At 65.4% G+C, this 13,815-nt stretch carries 14 protein-coding genes and 1 pseudogene; 9 read left to right on the forward strand and 6 right to left on the reverse strand.

Features of this window, described 5'->3' with window-relative positions; all coding sequences use genetic code 11:
* Positions 1-30 precede the first annotated feature (30 nt).
* Positions 31-489 (reverse strand): DMT family transporter, encoded by a 459-nt coding sequence (locus LDJ84_RS22530; protein ID WP_226045426.1) that lies wholly within the window; start codon positions 487-489, stop codon positions 31-33.
* A gap of 83 nt (positions 490-572) precedes the next feature.
* Here LDJ84_RS22530 and LDJ84_RS22535 point away from each other — a divergent pair, with 83 nt between their 5' ends.
* Entirely contained in the window at positions 573-1,481 is a 909-nt protein-coding gene (locus LDJ84_RS22535; protein ID WP_196912299.1) for a LysR family transcriptional regulator, read from the forward strand.
* Between the two features lie 4 nt (positions 1,482-1,485).
* Here LDJ84_RS22535 and LDJ84_RS22540 read toward each other — a convergent pair whose 3' ends face one another.
* A complete protein-coding gene (locus tag LDJ84_RS22540; RefSeq protein WP_226045427.1) occupies positions 1,486-2,304 on the reverse strand; it encodes a MerR family transcriptional regulator in 819 nt (272 codons plus the stop codon).
* Between the two features lie 270 nt (positions 2,305-2,574).
* Here LDJ84_RS22540 and LDJ84_RS22545 point away from each other — a divergent pair, with 270 nt between their 5' ends.
* From LDJ84_RS22545 to LDJ84_RS22560, 4 genes are all read left to right on the forward strand, one after another.
* Entirely contained in the window at positions 2,575-3,459 is an 885-nt protein-coding gene (locus LDJ84_RS22545; protein WP_065085976.1) for a M24 family metallopeptidase, read from the forward strand.
* A complete protein-coding gene (locus LDJ84_RS22550; RefSeq protein ID WP_226045428.1) occupies positions 3,456-5,228 on the forward strand; it encodes an SDR family oxidoreductase in 1,773 nt (590 codons plus the stop codon). The genes LDJ84_RS22545 and LDJ84_RS22550 overlap by 4 nt, the downstream gene beginning before the upstream one ends.
* Positions 5,229-5,236: 8 nt before the next feature.
* Positions 5,237-6,127: a metal-dependent hydrolase gene (locus tag LDJ84_RS22555; RefSeq protein ID WP_065085978.1), complete on the forward strand. Its 891-nt coding sequence runs from the start codon at positions 5,237-5,239 to the stop codon at positions 6,125-6,127.
* 88 nt (positions 6,128-6,215) lie between these two features.
* Complete coding sequence (locus tag LDJ84_RS22560; RefSeq protein WP_084357525.1) at positions 6,216-7,562, forward strand: NAD(P)/FAD-dependent oxidoreductase; 1,347 nt, start codon at positions 6,216-6,218, stop codon at positions 7,560-7,562.
* Between the two features lie 43 nt (positions 7,563-7,605).
* On the opposite strand, the gene rmuC is transcribed toward LDJ84_RS22560, so the two are convergent.
* The 3 genes from rmuC to LDJ84_RS22575 all read right to left on the reverse strand — a co-directional run bounded on the left by rmuC (position 7,606) and on the right by LDJ84_RS22575 (position 10,961).
* Positions 7,606-8,970 carry a DNA recombination protein RmuC gene (gene rmuC / locus LDJ84_RS22565; RefSeq protein WP_167632553.1) on the reverse strand — a complete coding sequence of 455 codons (1,365 nt, stop codon included), beginning with the start codon at positions 8,968-8,970 and terminating at the stop codon, positions 7,606-7,608.
* Between the two features lie 857 nt (positions 8,971-9,827).
* The gene (locus LDJ84_RS22570) at positions 9,828-10,592 is read right to left on the reverse strand and encodes an RES family NAD+ phosphorylase (RefSeq protein ID WP_065085981.1); all 765 of its coding nucleotides are present in this window, start codon (positions 10,590-10,592) and stop codon (positions 9,828-9,830) included.
* Positions 10,593-10,961 (reverse strand): antitoxin Xre/MbcA/ParS toxin-binding domain-containing protein, encoded by a 369-nt coding sequence (locus tag LDJ84_RS22575; protein WP_024763405.1) that lies wholly within the window; start codon positions 10,959-10,961, stop codon positions 10,593-10,595.
* 269 nt (positions 10,962-11,230) lie between these two features.
* On the opposite strand from LDJ84_RS22575, the pseudogene LDJ84_RS30970 reads away from it, so the two are divergent.
* Positions 11,231-11,723 (forward strand): annotated as a pseudogene (locus LDJ84_RS30970) (RcnB family protein).
* A 6-nt stretch (positions 11,724-11,729) separates the two neighbouring features.
* Here the strand turns inward: LDJ84_RS30970 and LDJ84_RS22585 are convergent.
* Entirely contained in the window at positions 11,730-12,173 is a 444-nt protein-coding gene (locus LDJ84_RS22585; RefSeq protein WP_226045430.1) for a hypothetical protein, read from the reverse strand.
* A gap of 124 nt (positions 12,174-12,297) precedes the next feature.
* Here LDJ84_RS22585 and LDJ84_RS22590 point away from each other — a divergent pair, with 124 nt between their 5' ends.
* The 3 genes from LDJ84_RS22590 (at position 12,298) to LDJ84_RS22600 (ending at position 13,729) form a co-directional block, all read left to right on the forward strand.
* Positions 12,298-12,780 carry a GreA/GreB family elongation factor gene (locus LDJ84_RS22590; protein ID WP_226045431.1) on the forward strand — a complete coding sequence of 161 codons (483 nt, stop codon included), beginning with the start codon at positions 12,298-12,300 and terminating at the stop codon, positions 12,778-12,780.
* A 133-nt stretch (positions 12,781-12,913) separates the two neighbouring features.
* Positions 12,914-13,261, forward strand: a complete 348-nt coding sequence (locus tag LDJ84_RS22595) for a carboxymuconolactone decarboxylase family protein (RefSeq protein ID WP_017522075.1) — start codon at positions 12,914-12,916, stop codon at positions 13,259-13,261.
* Between the two features lie 99 nt (positions 13,262-13,360).
* Positions 13,361-13,729 carry a hypothetical protein gene (locus LDJ84_RS22600; RefSeq protein ID WP_037015850.1) on the forward strand — a complete coding sequence of 123 codons (369 nt, stop codon included), beginning with the start codon at positions 13,361-13,363 and terminating at the stop codon, positions 13,727-13,729.
* The last annotated feature ends 86 nt before the right edge of the window (positions 13,730-13,815 follow it).

The following is a 13,815-nucleotide window of genomic DNA, read 5'->3' on the forward strand; positions in this document are numbered from 1 at the left end:
ACCCACCCAAAACCAGCAGCCAGCGATACTTCACGCCACCCTCCCACGCCACTGCAAAACCACCACCCCGGCAATGATCAGCCCGATGGCCAGATAACCTTCGGGCGACAACCGCCGCACTGAAAAACCCGCCCAGCCGAACTGATCGCACAACGCCGACATCAGCATCTGCCCCGCCACTACGCAGGCGAGGAACGTTGCCGCGCCCAACTGCGGCGCCAGCATCACGGCCACCGTCAGGTACGCTGCACCGAACAACCCACCCAGCCAGCCCCACCAGGGCGTGGCGGCAATTCCTGCGGCAGCGGGGAGCGGTACGCGGAACGCCAGCAGCGCAATGATCACCGCCGCCATGCTGACACCCAGCGAGGTCAGGCTGGCACTCAGCGGATGACCCAACTGGCGCGCCAGCAGCGAGTTGCTGCCCGCCTGCAAGGCGACCAGCGCGCCCACAGCGATGGCAGGCAATAACAGAAGCAGTTTCGACATCGAAGATTCTCCATGGCTTGTCGATGGGGCTCAGCTTCTGCTATCCATGCAGCGCATGGAAATGAATGATTGATACAACCCGAATGCACTCGATTCATGACTTGCGCCGCATCGATCTCAACCTGCTGGTGATCCTCGACGCCCTGCTGGAAGAGCGCCACGTCTCCCGCGCCGCCGAGCGGCTGGCCATGACCCAGCCGGCGGTGAGCCACGCGCTGAATCGCCTGCGCGACCTGCTGGATGACCCGCTGTTGGTGCGCTCTGGCAACCAGATGCAGCTGACCCGCCGCGCCTTCGAGCTGGCTGGCCCGCTGCGGGAAATCCTCGGTGGTGTGCGTCGGCTGGTACTGGGCGATGACTTCGATCCGGCCAACGCCGAGCTGGAGCTACGCCTGGGCATGTCCGACTACGGCGCCTGGGTGGTGTTGCCGAGGCTGCTGCGGGTCCTGCGCCGCGAGGCGCCGGGCATTCACCTGGACGTCCGCCAGGCCTCGCGCGGGGGCATGGCCGAGCAGGTGGCGAGTGGCGAGCTGGATGGCGCCCTCGGGGTCTTCCCGATGCTGCCGGAAGGGCTGCGCGTGCAACGCCTGTTCGAGGAACGCTTTGTCTGCCTGTGCTCGCGCGAAACCCTGGGCGGCCGCAAGCGCCTGGACCTGGAAGACTACCTCGCCGCCCCGCACCTGCGGGTCGCCCTGCAGCAGAGCCCAGCGGAAGAGATCGACAGCCATCTGGAAAAACTCGGCCGGCGCCGTCAGGTGGCCTCCACCGTGCCGCATTTCAGCGTGGCGCCCAGCCTGTTGGCAGGCACCGACCTGGTGCTGACGATCGCCGCGCGGATGCTTCCGGACGATCTCGAAAGCCACGGCCTGGCCAGCTTCGAGCCGCCCCTGAAACTGGCACCGTTCGATTTCGTGCAGATCTGGTCGGAGGCCAGCGAGGACGACCCCGCGCGGCGCTGGCTGCGTGGCAAGCTGGCCAAGGCAGCCAGCTGACCGCCTATTCCGGGGTTTCCAGGCGACGGAGGATTTCCCCGACGCGCTCGCCGAGCATCTCGTTGGCCGAGCGCTTCAGGCCTCGCGCCAGCTCCACCAGCACCACCTGTTCGGCCACGGGACGCAGGCGCTGGAAGACTTCGGCAAGGCGCTCCAGATCAGCTGCGCCGGGCAGCAGGTCGGCACCGGGCTTGTCCACCAGGTGGGTCACCACCAGGCGCACGATACCGGCAGCCAGGTGTTCGGTGTCGGTTCGCAGCACGGCCAGATGATCCAGCAACGACGCCAGCGGAATACCCGCACGATAGAGTTCGACACCGGCATTGAACAGACGCGGGCTGGGGATATTGATGCGTTCGCCATCGAAAGCGAGCAGCCCTTGCGCCAGCGCCTGGTCGATCACGGCGTCGTTCAGCTCATCGCCAAACAACGCCTGCAGGTCGCTGAACTCGATGCTGCCGGGCGACTCCAGGTTCCATGGCCCGACGATGGCTTCGTCGAGGCCGAGCACATGGTCCAGATCATGGCCGCTTTCCCAGCTCTGCAGCAGCTCCTTGATATTAGCGATGTTGTAGCCGCGCTCCAGCAGTCGATTGATCAGCCGCAGGCGGCGCAGGTGGCTGGCGAAATACACCCCGGCGCGGCCCCGGCGCTCGGGCGGCGGCAGCAGGCCGCGGTCCTGGTAGGCGCGCAGGTTGCGTACCGTGGTGCCGCCCTCGCGGGCCAGTTCATCCACGGAATACTCGCGCTCGTCTTCCAGTGCGGAAGGCGCGTCGTCCGGGCGCTGCAGCAGGCGCTGCAGGAGGTTCAGGGGTGTGCTCATGGCCGGATGATAGCCATCGACATGCCCACGGAACAATCGGAAGGATTAATCCTTCGGTGATCCCCTTCGCATCCCCGAGGCCCAACCAAAGACGGGAACTGCACCCACCGGATTCCCCGCTCCCGCCCACAACCCGCGCCATCAGCGGCTCTCCGCTCCGGTAACACTCCAGGCCCGCGACGCACGCATGGCGCAATGGCAACCGATGGGTCAGCATCGATCGTGACATCGCCCGATGTAACGATAACAACAACCAGCCTGGAGAAAGTCATGTCCCAAGGCGCCTGGGTGCCCACCCCCGAAGACCTGCGGCACTTCCGCGAGATTCAGCAACTGGCCTACCGCTGCTGCGAAACCATTGCCGGCGAACTGCGCCCGGGCATCAGCGAGCGCGAGACCGCCGCGCTGATGAAGACCTGGCTGCTCGATCACGGCGTGCGCGACTGGTTCCACCAGCCCTTCGCCTGGTTCGGCAGCCGCACCTCCTTCAAGGGCTTCGACGGCCTGCGCCACCTGGGCGGCTTCAACCTGGCCTTCTACCCCGGCAAGCAGCGCCTGGAGGAAGGCATGCCCTTCATCCTCGACTGCGCACCGACCCTGGGCGCCTACACCGCCGACGTCGGCTACTCCGGCGCACTGGGCCACAACCTGCTGGTGGAGCGCCTGATGGACGATCTGCTGGCGCACCGCAACCTGATCGTCGAACAAGTGCGCCAACGCCTGCCGCTGGCCCATGTCAGCCAATCGGTGGACCGTCTCTGCCACCGCCAAGGCACCCTACCGCGGCACAAGGCCTATCCCTTCGAAGTGCTGGCGCACCGCGTGGAAAAACTCGGCGCACGCACCACCGGCCCGTCGGTCGCGCGCTTTGGCGTGCGCAACATCGCCACGCTGATGAAGAACGCCCTGATCACCGGCCGCCGCGAGGGCTGGTCGCCGCTGTGGTCGAGCAATGATCGTTCGCAACATGCGCCCACGCCCGGCCTCTGGGCCGTCGAACCGCACCTGGGCCTGCGCGGAGTGGGCGCCAAGTTCGAGGAGTTGCTGGTGGTCACCGAGGACGATGCCTACTGGCTGGACGACGACCTGCCCCACGTGCGCCGCTGGACCGAGCGCGGCCTGATCAGCGCCCCGGCGCGGCGGGAGGTGGCATGAACGCCATGCTGGAGAAGACCCTGCCGGCGCCGGAACGGCTGGACGTGCAGTCCGGCAACGTACGCCTGGCCGTCTGGCGCTGGGGCGAGGCGCACCTGCCGATGGTGCTGTTCGTCCACGGCTATCCGGACAACCACGAAACCTGGCTGCCGCTGATCCGCCATCTCTCGGGGCGCTTCCAACTGGTAGCGTACGACGTGCGCGGCGCCGGCGAATCGGACAAGCCGCGCAAGACCCGCGACTACCGCCTGGAACTGCTCAGCCAGGACCTCAAGGCCGTGCTCGATGCCGTCAGCCCGCAGCGCGCGGTGCATCTGGTGGCGCATGACTGGGGCTCGATCCAGACCTGGGAAAGCGTCACCGATCCACAATTGCGCGCCCGCATCGCCTCCTATACCAGTGTCTCCGGCCCCTGCCTGGACCACGTCGGTTTCTGGATGCGCGACCGTCTGCGCCGCAAGACGCCACGCGCGCTGCTGCAGATGGCCAGCCAGCTGCTGCATTCCTGGTACATCTACTACTTCCACCTGCCGCTGCTGCCGTCGCTGTCCTGGCGGTTCGGCGCGGCGAAGGCGTGGCCGCTGTACCTGCGCAAGGTCGAAGGCATCCGCAACCCGGTGCGCAACCCGCACCAGGCCAGCGATGGCGAGCACGGTGTGAAGCTCTACCGGGCCAACTTCATCACCTCGATCTTCAAGCCGCGCAAGCGCCACACCGAGGTGCCGGTGCAACTCATCGTGCCGACCCGCGACCGCTACGTCGGCCAGCAACTCTTCCAGCAGCTCTCGCTGTGGGCGCCGCGCCTGTGGCGCCGCGATGTCACTGCTGGACACTGGCAACTGCTCGCCGAACCGGTCCGACTGGGCAAGTGGATCGACGAATTCGTCAGCCATATCGAGGGCGGTGAAGCCCCGCCGGAGCTGCAGCGCGCGGCACTGAAGCCCGGCGCCGGCCCCTTTGCCGGCAAGCTGGTGGTGGTCACTGGCGCGGGCGGCGGTATCGGCCGCTCGACCCTGCTGAGCTTCGCCGAACGCGGCGCCAGCGTGCTGGCCGCGGATATCGACCCGGCCGCTGCCGAACGTAGTGCCGAACTGGCCCGCGCAGTCGGCGCCACGGCTCACAGCTATTGCGTGGACGTGGGCGACAGCGCCGCCATGGAGCGCTTCGCCCAGTGGGTGAAAAGCAGCCTCGGCGTGCCCGACGTGGTGGTCAGCAACGCCGGCATCGGCATGGCCGGGCCGATGCTCAAGACCACCCCGCAGGAATGGGAGCGCCTGCTGCGCATCAACCTGTGGAGCGTGATCGACGGTTGCCGATTGTTCGGCAAGCAGATGGTCGAGGCCGGGAAGCCGGGGCACCTGGTCAACGTCGCCTCCGGCGTGGCTTTCGCGCCGTCACGCAACTACCCGGCCTACGCCACCAGCAAGGCCGCGGTACTGATGCTCAGCGAATGCCTGCGCGCCGAACTGGCGGGCAATGGCATCGGCGTCAGCGCCGCCTGCCCGGGCTTCGTCGATACCGGCATCGTCCAGGCCACGCGCTTCGCCGGCCTGGATGAGGAACAACAGGCGAAACACCGCGCCAAGGTGCAGCGCTTCTATCGTCGGCGCCGACTCAGCCCGGACACCGTCGGCGAACGCATCGCCCTCGCGGTGGAACGCAACCAGCCGGTGGTGAAAGTCGGCAGCGAAGTGCACCTGGGCGCCCTGCAATGGCGCTTCATGCCCTGGCTGTCGCGCCTGTTCGCCCGCCTCAATCTCACTGCCTGAGAACTGCCATGAACGACCATCATCACAAGCTCGTGCAACGCAAGGTGCAGTTCGACTACACCGATTCGCCGCTGCACTGGATTCCCGGCGAACCCGAAGCGTCCCACGCGATCAACGTCATCCACATGATGCTGCCGGCGGGCGAGCTGTGGTTCTGCCGCCTCTACAACAAGGCACTGCCCTTCGTGAAGGAAGGCCGGCTGCGCGAGGACGTGCAGGGTTTCATCCGCCAGGAAGCCATGCACGCCCGCGCCCACTCGGGTGCCTTGGAGCGCTACCTGAGTCACCACGGCATCGACTCCACACGCTATCTGAAGGTCATGGACTACCTGTTCGAACAACTGCTCAGCGACACGCCGCTGGGCACTGAACTGTTCAACCGCACACCCTGGCTCAAGCGCTGGTGGATCGGCCAGCGCTGCGCCATCGTCGCCGCGGTGGAGCACTTCACCTGCATCCTCGGCAAGTGGATTCTCGAAGCCGATGCGCTGGACCGCGCCAAGGCCGACCCGGTGCTGCTCGACCTGTTCCGCTGGCACGGCGCCGAGGAAGTGGAGCACCGCAACGTTGCCCATGACCTGCACGTGCACCTGGGCGGCACCTTCGTCAGTCGGCAGCTGTGGATGTTCGTGGTGTGGCCGCTGATCATCTACCTGTTCGCCTTCGGCACCCGCACCCTGTCGCGGCAGGACCCGACCATCGCCAAACCACGCTCCTTCGCCGCGATCTGGCGCGATGGCTCGAAGTCCGGCGTGCTGCCGAAGATCAGCTCCCTGGCCACCAGCTTCCTGCGCTACTTCAAGCCCTGGTACCACCCGGACCACGAGGCCAACACCCAGGAAGCGCTGGACTACCTGGCCCGTTCGCCGGCCGCCAGCCGGGCCGCGCGCGCTTCGTAGCGCCTGTCGGCGCGCCCGCACAGTGGATGCGCGGCGCACGTCAATCGCATACTGCGGCATCCGTTATTCGACTCAGGGATGCCGCCGTATGCCGATGGGAACCTATCCGCTTCACCCCGCCCTGTCCTCCCGCGTGGAGCGCCTGCCGGAGCAGGTGGACGTGGTCATCGCCGGCAGCGGCATCATGGGCTGCGCCACCGCCTGGCAGCTCGCCGGCCAGGGCCTGAGCGTACTGGTGCTGGACAAGGCCGGGATCGCCAGCCAGCAATCCACCCGTGCCTGGGGCTTCGTCCGCCAGCAGGCACGCGATCCGGCGGAAGTGCCGCTGATGATGGCGGCGATTCCGCTGTGGGAACGCCTGGAAGAAGAGCTGCAACTGCCGCTGGAATGGCGCCAGGGCGGCTGCCTGTACCTGGCCGAAACGCCGGAGCAGCAGCGCAAGTACGAAGACTGGCTGAAGGTCGCCGCCAACTTCGACCTCGGTACCCGGCTGCTGAGCCGCGCGGAAGTCGCGCAGTTGATGCCGGCCCTGAGCGACCCGGTACTGGGCGCCCTCTACACCGCCAATGATGGCCAGGCCGAGCCGCGCCGCGTGGCGCCCGGCTATGCGCTGCGTGCCATTGAGCGTGGCGCCGTGTTCGTCGAAGGCTGCGGCGTCACCGGCATCGACCGCGCCGCCGGCGCCGTCTGCGGCGTACAGACCGAACGCGGCTATGTGAAAACCCGTCACCTGCTGATCTGCGCGGGCGCCAGCAGTTGGCGCCTGGTGCAGAGCCTCGGCCTGGAGCTGCCGCAACAAGCCGTGCGTTGCACCGTTTCGCGTACCTGCCCCGGCCCGGACGTGGGCGCGCAGAGCTTCATCGGCCACGGCATCGGCTTCCGCCAGCGCGCCGATGGCAGCATCAACCTCGCTGACGAAACCCAGGCCGACATCGACCTGAACCTCGACTACCTGCGCGGCGCCAGACACTACCTGCCGCACCTGCCAGAGCATCGCGCGGGCTTCTCCTTCAAGCTCAACGGCGCGTTGTTCCACGACTTGCGCCAGCGCCTGCCCGGTTCGGAAAGGAGCGTGAACGGCCCGGTACTCGGCGAGCGCGATCCGCAGGTAAAGGCCAACACCGCGCGTGTCTTCACAGCACAGCAGAATCTGGCAAAAGCCTTCCCGGCACTACGCGATGTGAAAGTCGTGGAAAGCTGGGCGGGACTGATCGACGTGCTGCCCGATGGCATTCCGGTGCTCGATGCGCCCGCGCAAGTACCCGGACTGCTGATCGCCACGGGCTTCTGCGGCCACGGCTTCGCCATGGGGCCGATCGTCGGCCAACTGATGAGCCAGTGGATTTACAAAGGTGATCCTGGAATGGATCTGCATGCCTTCCGGCTGCGGCGCTTCGCCGATGGCACGGCGGGCAAGCCCTACTCCCTGTTCTGACGGAGCGGCCAGTGTTTTTTTGTAGGCGCGTCCCCAGGCGCCCCTACTCGCCCTCTTCCACCAGCGGCGCATCGTCACTCAATGCCCGCTCCAGCCACTCCGTCGGCAGGTTCTTGCTCGCCCGCGCGCCCAGCAGCTTTACCTGCTCGGCGCGGCTGATCAGGTTGCCGCGCCCTTCGCAGAGCTTGTTGCGCGCAGCAGCATAGGTCTTGTCCAACTGCTGCAGGCGGGTCCCCATCTCATCCAGATCCTGCACGAAGAGCACGAACTTGTCGTACAGCGCCCCGGCGCGCTCGGCGATCTCGCGGGCGTTCTGGTTCTGCCGCTCCTGGCGCCACAGGCTGTCGATCACCCGCAGTGTGGCCAGCAGGGTGGTCGGGCTGACGATCACGATGTTGCGTTCGAAAGCCTCCTGGAACAGGTTCGGCTCGGCCTGCAGTGCCGCCGAGAAAGCCGCTTCGATCGGCATGAACAGCAGCACGAAGTCGAGGCTGTGCAGCCCTTCCAGGCGTCGGTAATCCTTGTCGGACAGCCCCTTCACATGGTTGCGCAATGACAGCACATGGGCCTTGAGCGCCTGCTGGCGGATCACCTCGTCCTCGGCGGCAATGAACTGCTGGTAAGCGGTCAGGCTGACCTTGGCGTCCACCACCACCTGCTTGTCGCCGGGCAGGCGGATCAGCACGTCCGGCTGGAAGCGCTCGCCATCCGGCGCGCGCAGGCTGACCTGGGTTTCATACTCGCGGCCCTTCTCCAGGCCGGCGTGTTCCAGCACGCGCTCGAGCACCAGTTCCCCCCAGTTGCCTTGGGTTTTCTGGCCCTTCAGGGCACGGGTCAGGTTGGTGGCTTCCTCGCCCAGGCGCAGGTTCAACTGCTGCAGGCGCTCCAGCTCCTTGGTCAGCGAGAAACGCTCACGAGCCTCGGCCTGATAGCTCTCTTCCACGCGCTTCTCGAAGGACTGGATGCGCTCCTTGAGCGGGTCGAGCAACTGCCCCAGGCGCTGCTGGCTCGACTCGGCAAAACGCTGCTCGCGTTCGTCGAAGATTTTCCCGGCCAGCTCGGCGAATTGCGCCCGCAGATCGTCTCGCGCCGATTGCAGGTCGCCCAGTCGCTGCTGGTGATTGTCCTGCTGCTCGCGCAGCTCGGCGGAGAGCGCCGCGTGCTCAGCGGAAAGACGGCGCAGCTCGGTTTCCTTGTCGGCGCGCTCGGCCTGCCAGTCTTGCTCGGCGTTAGCCAGGCGGGCCCGCTCTTCCTTGCCCAGTTCAACTTCGCGGCGTAGCGCCGCCGCCTCGGCGGAGAGTTCGCCGTGCCGGCCACTCAAGCGCTGGAAAGCATCGCGATCCGCCTCAGCCCGCGCGGACAGCCCGTCCTGCGCCAGTTGCGCCGTCGCCAGCCGCTCGCGCAGCAGGGTCGCCTCCTGCTCCACCTCCACCCTTCGCGCTTGCAGACGCCAGGCAAGTGCAGCCATGGGCAGCAATCCGGCGAGCGCACCGATCAACAGGGCGGACAGATCGAGGGGCATGCAGGACTCCGAGGTGTGGCAAAGGATCGCGCCAGTCTACCAGCCGCCCGCCGGGAGCGGCCTCGTCCGCCGTAACGGCCCTGGCACAAGGCTCCTGAGCAAGCGCTCGGGACAATCCACAGAAGCTGTGGATAACTCGGTGGAGAACTTGCTGAAAACCACCCATACCCCCAGTGAACTGGGGCCGTGTGACAGATTGGTGATTTTTTCACCAATCAAAATTCTCTTTATTTTTCAATAAGTTAAAAAACGCAAGGAAATTCACAGGGTGGCCAAGTGCAATGTTTCGGGGGCTTGACAGAGTGCGTCAGCATTGTGCACAAGTGCGCGCCACGCAGCAGCCGACCGCCCCGTTTCAGGGCAGTGGATAAGAAGTGTTCTCAGGCAAGCCGTGCTTGCTACCGTGCAATGCACGGGGCGGAAGATCCGTTTTCCGACGCCGATGCCCGGCAAACTTCAGGCGATCTGAACCTCGCGCCGTGACACACGCTGCGGCCGGACAATGCGAGGTGGTTCGGGAAGCTGAATTGCCAACTGCTCCGCGGCGCAGACCCGCGCATAAATACGCTCGGCCGAACTGCGGCTCTTGCAGTCATAAAAGAATTGGTTGAGGTACACACGCCAGCGACGATCATCGCTGGGATGGACAGCTATCCGTATATCCATGGTCTGGCACTCCCTGCTTGGCCATCCCGCAACATACACCGCACAACATGACGCGTAAGCGGCGAAACGATGAACGGTCAGGCAGGATGGGGTAGCCTGCCATCCACCAGGTACTGTTCACGCCGGTAAATGCGGGGGCTGTCGGGCACCTGGGCATGCTTGAAGGCGACGTACTCCGAAGTCGTCTCGCAAAGCCAGGGCATCAGGTTGCGCGGGCGCTTCTCGGTAAAGGCCGAGGGCACGAACAACGCCACATTTATGCCCCCCTGCGGACAACGCGCCGAACGATATTCGAAAGCCTCCACCCCTGCATCGCGCATCGCGCTGCCCATCCCCTGAGTCACGCTGTAATCCTGTGGATCAAGCAGGGCCGCGTGCTCGCGGAACGGCGGCAGGTGCAGCCGCACGCCCTTCTGCACCTGGAAGCGCGCCTCGAAGGAAGCGTGCTCGGAAAGGATCCGTCCACTGGGCGGCGGCGTGGCCATCCCCTCCCACAGCACGAAGCGGTAGAACGCCGATTCCGCCATCGCCGTTTCCAGCTTGAGCGCGCCGTAGAACAGGCTCGGCTCATGGCGCCGACCAAAGCGCGAGCCCCAGCGCAGCGGCGGGTAGCGGAACGGTGTCTTCAGCAGGTAATGCAGTGGCTCGGCGCTGGACGGCATGCGCGGTTTGCTGGTTTCCAGCAACTCCTCCAGCAGTGCCTGCTCTTCCAGCGTGTCCACCAGTTGCAACGTCGCCACCTGGCCCTGGCTCTCCACCAGTCGCACCAGGCGCCCACGGATGGGCGCGACAACCGAGTCCTCATACTTCGCCCATAGACGAGCGCCGGCTTCGAAGGACATTCAGACCTTGCCCCGGATGGCGTCCAGGTACTCGACCACTGCGACCAGCCCCTGCACCCTCTCCATCAACTGCAGCGGCACACCACCCAAGTGGCGGTTCTCGGTGCGCAGGAAGTGGCGCATGTCCTCATGATTGCCGCCGAACAGAGCGAACAGCGCGCGGTAGATGCGCACCAGCAGCAACGCCAGCTCGCCGGTCTTGCTGTCCACGCGCAGGCCATTCTGCTTCCAGCGGCTCACCGCGCTGCGGTCCACGCCGACAATGGCAGCCAGCTCCTGCTGTGTCATCGCCAGGTGCTCGCGGGCAGTCAACACCGCCTTCGCGAGGACGGTATCGGCAGCCGGGTTTTCCTTCAGCAGTGCGCTCATGGCAAAGCTCCAACAAGTGCATTTGCTGCAAACATATCACCAAATGCTGTAACCACACAAAGACTGCAGTGCTGGAAAAGTCACCTGCCGCCTTCCCCCAGCAGCCCCGTATCAAAGCGCTGACAAAGCAGAGAATTTCTTTACCGAACATTTACTTAGGCTTGGCATTTATTGACCCGACGACGCGCTCTCATGAAGTACCCGGATCGTCCGGGAGATGAAAGCAGGAGCCACGCACCGGCAACGCCGGCTGCGCCAGGAGAAACACCATGAAGAAGTCTGTCGCCCTGTTCTGTGCCGCCCTGATGCTCGGCAGCCCGCTGGCGAGTTTCGCCCAGCCGGGGGGGCGGCCCGGACTATGGTCCGAACCATCCGGATAATCGACCGCCGCAACAACAGCAGCGGCCGCCCCAGCAGCAACAGCAACGACCTGACCAGCAACAGCACTATCAACAGCGGTCCCAACAGCAACAGCAGCCTCACGGCAACTACAACCAAGGGCGCAATGGCCACGCGGATCCGCGTTACTACAGGAACCCGGACTACCGCCCTCAGGCCGGCATGCCCGTGCCCCACCGCGACTGGCGCCGCGGCGTGATCGTGGAACCGAACTATCGCGGCGACCGTTATTGGGTCACCGACTGGCAAGCGCGCCACCTGTACGCACCGCCGCGCGACCATCGCTGGCTGTACGTCAACGGCGACTACATCCTGGTGGCCATCGCCAGCGGGTTGATCGTCAACATCCTGGCCGGCTATTGATCCACGTCAGGCGCTGGCGCTGAGCATCGAGCCGGCGCCACTGCCACCAGCCCTGCGGATCGCCTCGGCCAACGCCGCGGCGGTCTGCTGCATGGCCGCACTGGTACTGGCGATGCGGCTCTGCACGGCCATCAGCGCCGCGGTGCGCTCGGCATCCGAGGAATAGTGACGCTTCTGTGCGTCGGCCAGCTCCCGCTGCTCCTGCTGCAACTGCTTCTGCAATTCCTTCAGGCGCTTCTGCAATTGCTCAACGGTGGTGCTGGCCTTGCCGGAACTGGCGGAGCTGCTGCTCTTCTCGCTTTGCGCCGCTCCGCCGGCCTGCAGACGCAGGCTGCCGGAGCTTTCATTGGCGCTGTCGGCCTGCGTACCCGTGGTGGTGGTGGTGGTGGTGGTGGCAACGCGTAGCTGACTGGCGAAAGCCTGGTTCGCCGAGGTAATCGAAAGGCTCATGCCGGATGTCCTTTGTACCGGGAATTCAGCCGCTCTATCGGCTGCGGCCGGAAAATCTTGAAAGCGCCTTCGCAGGGCTGGGCAAAGGCCCTAGGATAGGCGGCTTTATTTCCAGCCCGCCGCCATGGACAAGAAACGCGCCTACCAACTGATCCTCGCCCGCCTCGCTGAAGACTTGGAGGTCGCCGTGCGCGCCGCCCAGACGGCCCACGAGACCGCGACCCACGAGGAAAACATCGCCGAGAACAAGTACGACACACTCGGTCTGGAAGCGGCCTACCTCGCTGCCGGCCAATCACGGCGCGTGGAAGAGATCCGCCAGACCCTGTCGCTGTTCGAGAACCTTCAATTGCGCGATTTCGACGAGGAACAAGGCATCCAGACCAGTGCCCTGGTGCAACTGATCAACGAGCGCGACCAGCAGCGCTGGGTATTCCTCGGCCCAGACGGAGCCGGCCTCAAGGTGCAGCACGAAGGCACCGAAATCCTGGTCATCACCACCCGCGCCCCACTGGGCAGCGCCCTGCTTCAGCGTCAGCCCGGCGATGAAGTCGAAGTGGGAACCGGCAGCGCACGCCAGCGCTATGAAATCCTCGACGTCTGTTGACGCTTGCGCCCTGCAAGGCAGCAGTCGAGCGCATCGATGAAAAATCTGAGCGGAACAGACAATACCCGGCACGTGGACTGACGCAGACTAAGCTTCAAGGCCACACCCACTCCCGGCCTCAAGGAGAAGCATCATGCTGTTCAACTGGTCCGAGTACGTCCCCGCCGTGAAAAAAGCCTTCGGCGCCCTGGGCAAGAAACACCCGAAAATGATCGCCGCCTACCAGGCCCTGGAAGCCGCCGCCGCTGACGGCGACGCCCTGGATGCCAAGACCCGCGAACTGATTGCCATCGCCGTGGCCATCACAACCCGCTGCGACGGCTGCATCGGCGTCCACGCCGAGGCTGCCCGCAAGGCTGGCGCCACCGAAGCCGAGATCGCCCAGACCCTGGCCACCGCGATCTCGCTCAATGCCGGCGCCGCCTACATCTACTCCCTGCGCGCCCTCGAAGCCTACGAGTCCGCCGCCGCTCCGAAATGAGCCCTGCACCCGCGGCGCTTCGGCGCCGCGGGCCTGCCTCTTTCCCTTGAGAGGTGCGATGGGTTATCTGTGCTGCTCAGCCAACCAAAGCCGCTGCCCATGCCCCAGCCTACCCTCAGTTTCTGGAAACTCACCCTAGCCATCGCCGTCGGCATCTGGCTCGGCTGCCTGGCCGTCGCCGCCACCGCGTGGCTGTTCTGGCGCGACGCTCCGCTCGCTCTCGCACCTCATCTCGCCCCACCATCAACGGCAACGTCCACGGCGCCCCCACCAACCCGCAGCAACGAAGAAATGTTCCAGCAATACCTGCAACGCCAGCAGGCCCTGCAGGAGCAGCAGAATCGTCAGGTAGAGAAATCGGAGCAGGAAAAACGCTTCAACAGCGCGCCATGCCAATTCTGGCTGCAGCAGTATCAAGCGGATCCGACGCAGAAGAATCGAGAGAAGATGGATGGGTATTGCGGGTGATGGGGATCAGGGTGGAGATTTTCATGACGTAGAAAAGACAAAACCCCTGAAACGCTAAGCATTTCAGGGGCTTCGGCCATATGTAA

The organism is Pseudomonas sp. HS-18, from assembly GCF_020401845.1.
Classification (GTDB): Bacteria; Pseudomonadota; Gammaproteobacteria; order Pseudomonadales; family Pseudomonadaceae; genus Pseudomonas; species Pseudomonas nitroreducens.

What these genes read in the sequence shown, in the direction of transcription:
- LDJ84_RS22575 (WP_024763405.1), bottom strand. Translation starts at nt 10,961, where the DNA reads ATGAGCGCACTGCTGAAGGAAAACCCGGCTGCCGATACCGTCCTCGCG.
- LDJ84_RS22540 (WP_226045427.1), bottom strand. Translation starts at nt 2,304, where the DNA reads ATGAGCACACCCCTGAACCTCCTGCAGCGCCTGCTGCAGCGCCCGGAC.
- LDJ84_RS22590 (WP_226045431.1), top strand. Translation starts at nt 12,298, where the DNA reads ATGGACAAGAAACGCGCCTACCAACTGATCCTCGCCCGCCTCGCTGAA.
- LDJ84_RS22600 (WP_037015850.1), top strand. Translation starts at nt 13,361, where the DNA reads ATGCCCCAGCCTACCCTCAGTTTCTGGAAACTCACCCTAGCCATCGCC.
- LDJ84_RS22545 (WP_065085976.1), top strand. Translation starts at nt 2,575, where the DNA reads ATGTCCCAAGGCGCCTGGGTGCCCACCCCCGAAGACCTGCGGCACTTC.
- LDJ84_RS22535 (WP_196912299.1), top strand. Translation starts at nt 573, where the DNA reads ATGCACTCGATTCATGACTTGCGCCGCATCGATCTCAACCTGCTGGTG.
- LDJ84_RS22555 (WP_065085978.1), top strand. Translation starts at nt 5,237, where the DNA reads ATGAACGACCATCATCACAAGCTCGTGCAACGCAAGGTGCAGTTCGAC.
- LDJ84_RS22560 (WP_084357525.1), top strand. Translation starts at nt 6,216, where the DNA reads ATGCCGATGGGAACCTATCCGCTTCACCCCGCCCTGTCCTCCCGCGTG.
- LDJ84_RS22585 (WP_226045430.1), bottom strand. Translation starts at nt 12,173, where the DNA reads ATGAGCCTTTCGATTACCTCGGCGAACCAGGCTTTCGCCAGTCAGCTA.
- LDJ84_RS22570 (WP_065085981.1), bottom strand. Translation starts at nt 10,592, where the DNA reads ATGTCCTTCGAAGCCGGCGCTCGTCTATGGGCGAAGTATGAGGACTCG.
- LDJ84_RS22550 (WP_226045428.1), top strand. Translation starts at nt 3,456, where the DNA reads ATGAACGCCATGCTGGAGAAGACCCTGCCGGCGCCGGAACGGCTGGAC.
- LDJ84_RS22530 (WP_226045426.1), bottom strand. Translation starts at nt 489, where the DNA reads ATGTCGAAACTGCTTCTGTTATTGCCTGCCATCGCTGTGGGCGCGCTG.
- LDJ84_RS22595 (WP_017522075.1), top strand. Translation starts at nt 12,914, where the DNA reads ATGCTGTTCAACTGGTCCGAGTACGTCCCCGCCGTGAAAAAAGCCTTC.